A 223-nucleotide genomic window follows, 5' to 3' on the forward strand; every position below is an offset into this window, starting at 1 on the left:
ACTACACCATAAGGAGCCTAATCCCCATGCAATATCCCCTTCGATTAAAATTCGGTCATCACCGGTACGGGTTAAAAGTTCTGGCGTTGGGTTTTTGTCTGATCGCCATGACTGGCTGCGCCAATATGAGCCCCACAGGACAACGCGCACTGAGTGGTGGGGCTATCGGTGCTGCGGGCGGTGCAGTGCTGGGTGCTGTTGTGGGTGGCAATCCGGCCGTAGG

Annotated in this window: 1 protein-coding gene; it reads left to right on the forward strand. The window is 56.1% G+C overall.

Going from position 1 to position 223, the window contains the following annotated elements:
* Positions 1 to 26: 26 nt before the first annotated feature.
* On the forward strand, positions 27 to 223 hold a 197-nt coding region (locus HAP95_RS05725; protein WP_215883343.1), incomplete at its 3' end, for a YMGG-like glycine zipper-containing protein.

The sequence above is a fragment of the Acidithiobacillus sulfurivorans genome (assembly GCF_018853815.1).
Lineage (GTDB): Bacteria > Pseudomonadota > Gammaproteobacteria > Acidithiobacillales > Acidithiobacillaceae > Acidithiobacillus > Acidithiobacillus sulfurivorans.